9 protein-coding genes are annotated in these 8,793 nt (G+C 72.4%); 7 read left to right on the top strand and 2 right to left on the bottom strand.

Annotated elements, in window-relative coordinates; translation table 11 throughout:
• Positions 1–1,492, bottom strand: a 1,492-nt coding sequence (locus ABZ749_RS22095) for an efflux RND transporter permease subunit (RefSeq protein WP_357230465.1), incomplete at its 3' end; no start/stop codon positions are given.
• A 123-nt stretch (positions 1,493–1,615) separates the two neighbouring features.
• Here ABZ749_RS22095 and ABZ749_RS22090 point away from each other — a divergent pair.
• The 5 genes from ABZ749_RS22090 (at position 1,616) to ABZ749_RS22070 (ending at position 6,808) form a co-directional block, all read left to right on the top strand.
• A complete protein-coding gene (locus ABZ749_RS22090) occupies positions 1,616–2,131 on the top strand; it encodes a MarR family transcriptional regulator (protein WP_357230462.1) in 516 nt (171 codons plus the stop codon).
• 3 nt (positions 2,132–2,134) lie between these two features.
• Positions 2,135–3,814 carry a CocE/NonD family hydrolase gene (locus tag ABZ749_RS22085; RefSeq protein ID WP_357230459.1) on the top strand — a complete coding sequence of 560 codons (1,680 nt, stop codon included), beginning with the start codon at positions 2,135–2,137 and terminating at the stop codon, positions 3,812–3,814.
• Between the two features lie 158 nt (positions 3,815–3,972).
• Positions 3,973–4,848: a hypothetical protein gene (locus ABZ749_RS22080; RefSeq protein WP_357230456.1), complete on the top strand. Its 876-nt coding sequence runs from the start codon at positions 3,973–3,975 to the stop codon at positions 4,846–4,848.
• A 107-nt stretch (positions 4,849–4,955) separates the two neighbouring features.
• The gene (locus tag ABZ749_RS22075) at positions 4,956–5,531 is read left to right on the top strand and encodes a helix-turn-helix domain-containing protein (protein WP_357230453.1); all 576 of its coding nucleotides are present in this window, start codon (positions 4,956–4,958) and stop codon (positions 5,529–5,531) included.
• Entirely contained in the window at positions 5,528–6,808 is a 1,281-nt protein-coding gene (locus tag ABZ749_RS22070; RefSeq protein WP_357230449.1) for an MFS transporter, read from the top strand. The genes ABZ749_RS22075 and ABZ749_RS22070 overlap by 4 nt, the downstream gene beginning before the upstream one ends.
• 48 nt (positions 6,809–6,856) lie before the next feature.
• Here the strand turns inward: ABZ749_RS22070 and ABZ749_RS22065 are convergent, their stop codons facing one another.
• On the bottom strand, positions 6,857–7,060 hold the full coding sequence (locus ABZ749_RS22065) for a cold-shock protein (RefSeq protein ID WP_007462771.1): 204 nt from the start codon (positions 7,058–7,060) through the stop codon (positions 6,857–6,859).
• A gap of 181 nt (positions 7,061–7,241) precedes the next feature.
• Between ABZ749_RS22065 and ABZ749_RS22060 the strand changes: the two genes are divergently transcribed.
• The gene (locus ABZ749_RS22060; protein WP_357230445.1) at positions 7,242–7,937 is read left to right on the top strand and encodes a 50S ribosomal protein L11 methyltransferase; all 696 of its coding nucleotides are present in this window, start codon (positions 7,242–7,244) and stop codon (positions 7,935–7,937) included.
• Positions 7,938–8,038: 101 nt separating this feature from the next.
• The gene (locus tag ABZ749_RS22055; RefSeq protein ID WP_357230442.1) at positions 8,039–8,647 is read left to right on the top strand and encodes a VTT domain-containing protein; all 609 of its coding nucleotides are present in this window, start codon (positions 8,039–8,041) and stop codon (positions 8,645–8,647) included.
• Positions 8,648–8,793 lie beyond the last annotated feature (146 nt).

The following is an 8,793-nucleotide window of genomic DNA, read 5'->3' as shown; positions in this document are numbered from 1 at the left end:
GCCGCCGCCGTGACCCGGCGGCGGCCGGCGGCGCGGAGTCGGGGACGGCGGCGACCGCCGCGCGCAGCGCCTCGATCGCCCGGTCCGAGGCGGTGGTGCCGGGTTCGGCGTCGAGGACCACGTCGACCTGGGCGACGGCCGTGCCGGCGTCGCCGGGGCGCGCCGAGGCGACACCGGGTACCGCTGTGGCGGCGTCGGTGACCGCCCGCACCGCCGCCGGGGTGGTGATCACGGCGACGGGCTGGGTGCTGCCGGCGGGGAAGGCCCTGGCCAGGGTCTGCGCGCCGGTCACCGCCTCGGGTTCGGCCCGGAACTGTTCGGTCTCGGACAGGCCGGTACGGATGCCGAGCCCACCCAGCGCCAGGCCGCCGAGCAGCACAGTGGCCAGCGTCGCGACCACCACCGGGCGGCGTTGCACGGCTGCGCCGAGTCGACCCCAGAGCCGACCCTCTCGCACCGGGCCGCCGACCCGGGGCACGAACGGCCAGAACAGGCCGCGACCGAAGAGCACCAGCACGGCGGGGAGCACGAACAGGGCCGAGAGCATGGCGAAGACCACACCGGTGGCGCAGGCCACGGCCAGTGCCCGGTTGGTTTCCTGCTCACTGAGCAGCAGGGTGAGCACGCCGAGCACGACGGTGCCGCCGCTGGCGAGGATCGGCTCCGCGGTGCGGCGCAACGCGGCGCGCATCGCCGCGAACCGGTCCTCCTCGCGACGCAGCTCCTCCCGGTAGCGGGCGATGAGCAGCAGCGCGTAGTCGGTGGCGGCGCCGAAGACCAGCACGCTGGCGATGCCGGTGACCTGACCCTGCTGGAGGTTGATGCCGACGGCGGGCACGATGACGTCCACCGCGCGCAGGGTGAGCTGCTCGGTCGCGGCGACCACGACCAGCGGCACGATCCACAGGAACGGGCTGCGGTAGGTGATCAGCAGCAGCAGCGCGACCACGGCGGCGGTCACCACGAGCAGGGTGACGTCGGCACCGTCGAACACCGAGGAGAGGTCGGCGGTGAACGCCGGGGAGCCGGTCACCTCGGCGCTCAGCCCGTCGGGCAGGTCCGCGAGGGTTTCGCGCAGCTGGGTCACCGTGTCGGTGACGACCTCCTGCCCGCCGGCGGTGTCCAACGGCACGGCGACCAGGGCCACCGCGCCGTCCGGGGAGACCTGGGCGGGGCTGACCTGCCCACCCACCGCGAAGCGGCGCAGGTCGTCGGCGCGAGCGCCGACGGTCGCCCGGTCGGTTTCGCTCAGCGCGCCGCCGTCACCGCGACTGATCACCACGATGGCCGGCTGCACGTCGCTGGAGGGCAGCTGATCCTGCAGACGTTGAACCTGGGTCGACTGCCACTGCACGGACAGGCCGGTGGCGGAGACCGGTGCCGGGTTGTCCGGTTGGGGTGTCCCGAAGACGGCCGCGCCCACGACGATCGCGGCGGCCACTGTGAGCCACGCGGCCAGCCGGCCACGAGCGACTCTGGTGAACACAGACATCAGGTGACCTCAAGGTCTTTCGGAAGTCGAGTATCTTGATAGCCGAGATTATCCGGGGCTGTTCTATGCTGCAACCCGGGGGATCAACGACGGGAAGAGCGGCGCGAGGTGGCGACTCACGGCATGTACCGACGGCGCGACACGCGCCGCGAGCAGCTGGCCGCGGAGATCACCAACAACCTCCGGCGGTACGCGGTGGACGCCCAGCAGGTCGGCCACGCCTTCGCCAACCTGCACGGCCTCAACCCGACCGACCTGCAGGCGTTGATCGCGGTGATGGACGCCGAGCTGCTCGGTGATCCGATCACCCCCGGCCGTCTGGGCGAGCAGCTGAACCTCTCCTCCGGCTCGGTCACGGCCCTGATCGACAGGTTGGAACGGGCCGGGCACATCCGCCGCGACCGGGACACCGTCGACCGGCGCAAGGTGCTGCTGCACTACGCCGACCAGGGCGCCGCGCTGGCCACGGAGTTCTTCCGGCCGCTGGGCGCCCGTACCGACACGGTGATGGCCCGCTTCAGCGAGGACGAGCTGGAGGTGGTGCACCGGTTCATGGAGGAGATGAGCGAGTCGCTGCGCGGGCACCGCGACGCGGTGCGCGCCACCCGGCCGGAGTCACCCCGCCGCCCGACGGGCTGACCGGTGCCGCACCTCGTCACCCGCCTCGCCAGCGCCGCGCTGCGCCTAACCCCGACCCGCCCCGGCCCGGTGCGGGTCAGCCGTGACCTCGCGGTGCGGGCCCGCGACGGCGTGGTGCTGCGTACCGACCACTACGCCCCGGCCGTCCGCGGTGCGCCGACCGTGCTGATCCGCACCCCCTACGGGCGGGGTGGGCCGCTGCGGCTGCTCGGTCGGCTGCTCGCCGCCCGGGGTCGACACGCGGTGATCCAGTCGTGCCGGGGCACCGGCGGCTCTGGTGGAACGTTCGCCCCGCTGGTGCACGAGCGCGACGACGGCGCGGACACGCTGGACTGGCTGCGTCGCCAGCCCTGGTGGTCCGGGCAACTCGGCATGTTCGGGGTCAGCTACCAGGGCTTCGCCCAGTGGGCCCTGGCCGCCGACGCCGACGAGGAGCTGCGCGCCATGGTCGCGGTGGTGACCGCCTCGGCCACCCGCGACTCGACGTACGCGGGGGAGTCCTTCGCCCTGGACACGGTGCTGACCTGGGCGGAGCTGCTGCACGCGCAGACCGTGCCGTGGCTGGCCCGGCAGTGGGAACTCAAGCGTGGGCAACCCCGGCTGGCCGCCGCGCTGGAGCACCTCCCGCTGGCCGAGGCCGACCGGGTGGCCACCGGCGTGACCATCCCGTTCTTTCAGGAGTGGCTACGCCACCACACACCGCAGGCCGCTTACTGGCGGACCCGGGTCTTCGCCGACCAGGTCGCGAAGGTGCGGGCGCCGGTGGTCATGGTCACCGGTTGGCACGACATCTTCCTGCCCGCCCAGCTCGACGACCACGCCGTGCTGCGCGCCGCCGGCACACCGCCGCGCCTGGTCATCGGCCCATGGACGCATGGCAGCCCCGGACTGTTCGTGGGCGCGCTGCGCGAGGGGTTGGCCTGGCTCGACGAGCATCTGCCGGCCACGACCCGATCGCGCGGCCCGGCGGGACCAGCCCGGCCGCCCGTACGCATCCACGTCGGCGGCCCCGGTGGCGGCTGGCGGGACCTGCCGGACTGGCCACCCCCGGCGGTCGAGACCGCCTGGCACCTGCAACCCGGTGGCGAGCTGGCGGCACGCCCACCTGTCGTGTCGACACCGGACGGGTTCCGCTACGACCCCGCCGACCCCACCCCGTCGCTCGGCGGTCCGCTGCTCGTCGCCCAACGGGCCGGCCCGGTCGACAACCGGCGGGTCGAGGCCCGCCCCGACGTGCTGACCTACACCAGCGCCCCGCTGGCCGCGCCGGTCGAGGTGATCGGCCCGGTCCGCGCCGAGATCCACCTGCGCAGCGATCTGCCCTACCTGGACGTGTTCGTTCGTCTGTGCGACGTGGACCGCCGGGGTCGCTCGTGGAACGTGTGCGACGGTCTGGTGCGGGTCACGCCCGAGCGCTTCCCGGCGGCCGACCCTTCTGGGGCGCTGCGGATTCCGGTGCCGCTCTGGCCGACCGCGTACCGCTTCGCCGCCGGGCACCGACTGCGGGTGCAGGTCTCCGGCGGCGCCCATCCACGGTGGGCGCGCAACCCCGGCACCGGAGAACCGCTCGGCACGGCGGTGACGCTACGTGCTGGTTGGCGGCAGGTGCTGCACGACCCGGCGCACCCCTCGGCGCTGCTGCTGCCGATCGTCCACTCTGCCCCGCACCAACCTCCAATCTGAACAGACCCCTCCTGAGCTGGGCGTTTACCGAAAATGCGGGCTATGGTGGAGTCAACGCCCGGCGCCGTGCACCAGTAGGCCGGGCTCGCCCGAAGCCCAGCACCGCGTACGCGGTGTGACGTCGTGCCCGGTCCCCGCCTCTCGGAAAGGGGGACCCCATGACCCGGGCCCCGGCTAATCTTCTGGCCGTCCGAAGTCTGCTCCTCACTCACCTCGACAACGCTCCCGGGCCCGACGACCTGGATCCGGGCGAGGTCGGCATCGTCGGTGACTCGTCCCACCGGGGCGGCTACCACTGCGGGTCGGACCGGGTGGTCCCCAACGACTACTCGGTGGTCGAGTCGCCTCGGGACCGGGCCGGGCTGACCCTCGACGCGGCGGCGCTGGACGTCGGACAGTTCGATGTCCGTTCCGGTGGCCGATCGAACACCCTGCCCAGCTTCTCGGTCTGGTGCGTCGCGCAGTGCGCCGCGAACGCGGCCGACACCCGGGACATCCGGGAGATCATCTACAGCCCCGACGGCAGCACTGTGAAGCGGTGGGATCGCCTCGGCAAGCGCACCACCGGCGACAGCTCACACCGTTGGCACACCCACTTCAGCTTCTTCCGCGACGCCATCAAGGCGGGCCGCGACCAGCGGCCCCTGTTCCGCCGCTACCTCAGTTCCATCGGACTCCTGGAGGACGACGACATGACCCCCGAAGAGCACAACTGGCTGGCCACCGTCCACAAGAACCTCACCGTCCTGGACGGCCGCAACCCGATCGGGCAGATCTACACCCGGATGGCGATGGGTGAGGACGCCACCGTTTCGAACTTCAGGCCGGCCCACCCGACCCTGAAGTCGCTCGGTTTGCAGGTCACCGCCCTGCAGGCCGCGCTGACGGAGTTGTCCAACCGGGACTTCACCGACGAGGAGGCGATCATCCAGGGCGTGCTGGCCGGGCTGACCCCGGAGGAGATCGCTGCCGCGATCCCGCCCACGATCGCCAAGCAGGTGGCCGACGAGTTGGCCCGCCGGCTCGTCGCCTGAGCGAGGGGCGGTTCGTAGCCGCCGGGCCGCCCCTCTTGACGCGATCCGCAACGACTGTTGGGCAATGAGTGTTGCGCAACAGTCGTTGCGGATGTCAGGCTGTCGACATGAACAGCCCCGACGTACGCCAGATCACCGACTCCCGGGTGCTGGCCGCCATGTCCCACCCGCTGCGCCGCCGGCTGATGGACGTGTTCAAGGTCCACGGGCCCTCCACCGTCGGGCTCCTCGCCGAGCGCACCGACCAGGCCCCAGCGAACGTCAGCCACCACCTCAAGGTCCTCGCCGCCGCCGACCTGGTCGCCGAGGCGCCCGAACTGGCCCGGGACCGGCGCGAGCGGTGGTGGCGCCTGGTGACCAGGGGGTTGCGCTGGTCCAACGCCGACTTCGACGCCGACCCGGCCTCCCGCGCGGTCGCCGACGCCGCCACCTCGCTCAACCTCGACCGGCACGTCGCCCTGGCCCGGGCCTGGCACGCCGCCGACGAGAGCACCCAGGCCACCTGGAACGACGCGCCGTTCTCCACCGACCACTGGCTGAGCCTCACGCCGCAGGAGTTGGCCGAGTTGAGCCGCGAGATGATCGAGGTCCTCGGCCGCTGGGCCGACCGGGAGCTACCCGACGACGACGCCGACCGCAGGCCGGTCTTCGTCTTCGTCCACGGCGTACCGGCCCGACCGTGACCATCGCCACCCGTTCTGACGACGCCGACGTCCGGCCGACCGGAGGGCTGCTGCGGCACCGCGACTTCCGGCTGCTCTGGGCCGGCCAGGCGGTCAGCAGCGTCGGCAGCAACGTCACCACTGTCGCGCTGCCCCTGGTCGCGGTCGCCGTCCTCGACGCCGGCACCTTCCAGGTGGCGGTGCTCACCGCGGCGGCCTGGCTGCCCTGGTTGCTGATCGGCCTGCCGGCCGGCGCGTGGGTCGACCGGCTGCCCCGCCGACCGGTGATGGTGATCTGCGACCTGCTCTGCGCGGTGGCCTTCCTCAGCGTGCCGCTGGCCGCCGTGCTGGGCCGGCTCACCGTCGCGCAACTGCTGGTGGTGGCCCTCAGCGCGGGCGCCGCGCGGGTCTTCTTCGAAACCGCCGACCAGGTCTACCTGCCGGTGCTGCTGCGACCCGGGCAACTGCCGGAGGGCAACGCCAAGCTCCAGGCGACCCAGACCGCGAGCTACGTCGTCGGACCCGGCCTCGCCGGTCTGATCGCCCAGCTCGTCGGCGCCGTCGCCGCACTGCTGCTGGACGCGCTCACATTCCTGCTCTCCGCGATGTTCCTGTTGCGCATCCGCACCCGCGAACCACGCGTACGACCCTCGCAGCGGCCCCGATCGCTGCGCCGGGACATCACCGAAGGGCTGCGCTTCGTCATCAGGGACCCGTACCTGCGGGTGCTCACGCTCTTCGGCGCGGCCAGCAACATCGGGCTGACCGGCTACCAGGCCGTCCTGGTGGTCTTCCTGGTCCGTGAACTGCGACTCGAACCGGGCCTGGTGGGTGGGCTCGTCGGTGTGATGAGCGCCGGCGGGATCATCGGCGCGCTGCTCGCCACCACTGTGGCCCGGCGCTGCGGCACCGCACGGGCGGTGCTGATCGCGGCGGCGCTCACCGGCCCGCCCGCGCTGCTCATCCCGCTCGCCGCGCCCGGCGTCGGGCTGGCCTGGCCAGCCCTCGGCGGCCTGCTGATCGGTCTCGGGGTGGCCATCGGCAACGTGGTCAAGGGTGCCTTCCGGCAGACCTACACGCCGCACCACCTGCTGGGCCGGGTGACGGTGAGCATGCATCTGCTCAACTACGGCACGATCCCGCTGGCGGCCGTGCTGGCCGGTGCCATCGGCGCACGTTACGGCGTCGAGACGGCAATTGTCGTGATGACCGCCTGGCTGGCGCTCACCCCGTTGATTCTGCTTGTCGGACCAATCCGGAGGCGGCGGGACCTGCCCGCCGCCCCGGCGGCGTCTTGAGTGCGCTGCGACGGCGGCCGGAGACCGGCCGCCGTCACCGGCACGGAGCTACATCGGGCGGACGTTGTCCGCCTGCGGACCCTTCTGCCCCTGGGTCACCTCGAACTCGACCTTCTGGCCCTCGTTGAGCTCCCGGTAGCCGCTCGAAGCGATGGCGGAGTAGTGGACGAACACGTCCGGCCCTCCACCGTCCTGCTCGATGAAGCCGAAGCCCTTTTCCGAGTTGAACCACTTAACCGTGCCGGTTGCCATGCATCTCTCCCTGTTCAAAGCGGCTGACCCTCGGCCTCTGGCCGATGATCGCCCGTACCTGTTCGACAGTAACGGGCAAAACCCCGATCCGCTGGCCGAAGTGCCGTAGGTATTTGACTGAACTCGGGTGAACTCTGCGCGGCGGCATGTGAAACCCGCCCCGACCAACCGCCGCTGCGGCATGCTTGCGCCGATGAGTGATGCCGCAGCCGACGCGCTGACCGAGCTGGAACGCGAAATCCACGCGCCCGGTACTGGTCTGGACCGGCTCCGGTTGATGCCCACTCCGTTCGTCCCCGAGGTGCGGCTGCACCTGGCCGAGGACGCGATCGTCTGGTGGGCCCGGATGGAGGCCGCCGCCGGACGCGCGCTGCCCGCGCCGTACTGGGCGTCCGCCTGGGCCGGGGGACAGGCCCTGGCCCGTCACCTCCTGGACCACCCGGAGCTGGCCGCCGGTCGCCGGGTGCTCGACCTCGCCGCCGGGTCCGGGCTGGTAGCCATCGCCGCCGCGCTCGCCGGCGCCGCGGAGGTGATCGCCAACGACATCGACCCGTACGCCGTCGCCGCCGTCACCCTCAACGCGCGGGCCAACCACGTCGCCGTCGACGCCACCGGGGACGACCTGCTCGACAGCACCGAAGCGAAGGTCGACCTGGTCGTCGCCGGAGACGTCTTCTACGACCGCGCGATGGCCGACCGGATGCTGCCCTTCCTGCAGCGGGCCGCCGCCGCGGGTGCCGACGTGCTGGTCGGCGACCCCGGCCGCGGACACCTGCCGACGGACCGCCTGACCGTGCTGGCCGACTACCCGGTACCCACCACCGAACCGTCGGTCGACTCGTCGCTACGCCACGTGCAGGTGCTGCGCCCCGCCTGAGGCGCACCCCCGACTCAGGGGCGACCCCGAGGCGGATACCAGGGGTCACTGGGGGCTACGACCCGATGTCCGAAGTGGCGCCACGGCCATAGCGTCGACGCATGACGCAATGGCTGGCCCAGATCGGAGAACTACCGGTTCTGCTGCTGATGGGCGCGCTCGGGCTCGTCATGCTCTTCGACGCCGTACCCCTGCTGGGTGTCCTGGTTCCCGGCGACGTCGCGATCCTCGCCGCCGTCGGCGTGGGCCGCCCGAGCACCGGGCTGGCCACCTTCACCGCGGTGCTGATCGGTTGCCTGGCCGGTTGGTCACTGAGCTTCCTGGTCGGCCGTCGCTACTCCGACCGACTGCGCGACAGCCGCATCGGTGGCTGGATCGGCGAGGCCCGCTGGACAGCGGCCGAAGGAATCCTGCGTCGCGGAGGCGGCCGGATGATGGTGGTCGCGCCGTTCCTGCCGGTCTTCAACGCGCTACTGCCACTGGCCGCCGGCGGGCTGCGGATGTCGTACCGCCGATTTCTCGGCTGCGCGACGATCGGCGCGGCCGCCTGGGCCGGTCTCTACCTCGCCCTGGGCACCGCGTCGCGGTCGGTGGCCGCGCTGCTGCCGGGCGACCCCAGCCCCCTGCTGGTCACGATGGGGGTCGGGCTGGTGCTGGCCTCCGTCGCGTTGCTGGGGGCGCGGCGGCGGTTGTTTGCCGTCGTCGGCTGAGGCTGTTCTTCGCTCTGGGGGGGTGTGGGGGCTCTGGGGCCGGGTTGCGGTGCGCAGCAGCCCCCGCCCGCTGCCGGACCCGCCAGCCCTGCTGGTGGCCCGCGCCCCGCACTCCTGGGACTTCACCCAGGTCGACAGGTGACGCG

The organism is Micromonospora sp. NPDC047753, assembly GCF_040642735.1.
Classification (GTDB): domain Bacteria; phylum Actinomycetota; class Actinomycetes; order Mycobacteriales; family Micromonosporaceae; genus Micromonospora.
The sequence above is the reverse complement of the archived record's forward strand: the minus strand, read 5'-3'. Positions and strand labels throughout refer to the sequence as shown.

Bases quoted from the DNA above. Each gene is read 5' to 3' on its own strand.
- ABZ749_RS22060 (WP_357230445.1), top strand. From the start codon at position 7,242: ATGCTTGCGCCGATGAGTGATGCCGCAGCCGACGCGCTGACCGAGCTG.
- ABZ749_RS22065 (WP_007462771.1), bottom strand. From the start codon at position 7,060: ATGGCAACCGGCACGGTTAAGTGGTTCAACTCGGAAAAGGGCTTCGGC.
- ABZ749_RS22090 (WP_357230462.1), top strand. From the start codon at position 1,616: ATGTACCGACGGCGCGACACGCGCCGCGAGCAGCTGGCCGCGGAGATC.
- ABZ749_RS22055 (WP_357230442.1), top strand. From the start codon at position 8,039: ATGACGCAATGGCTGGCCCAGATCGGAGAACTACCGGTTCTGCTGCTG.
- ABZ749_RS22075 (WP_357230453.1), top strand. From the start codon at position 4,956: ATGAACAGCCCCGACGTACGCCAGATCACCGACTCCCGGGTGCTGGCC.
- ABZ749_RS22080 (WP_357230456.1), top strand. From the start codon at position 3,973: ATGACCCGGGCCCCGGCTAATCTTCTGGCCGTCCGAAGTCTGCTCCTC.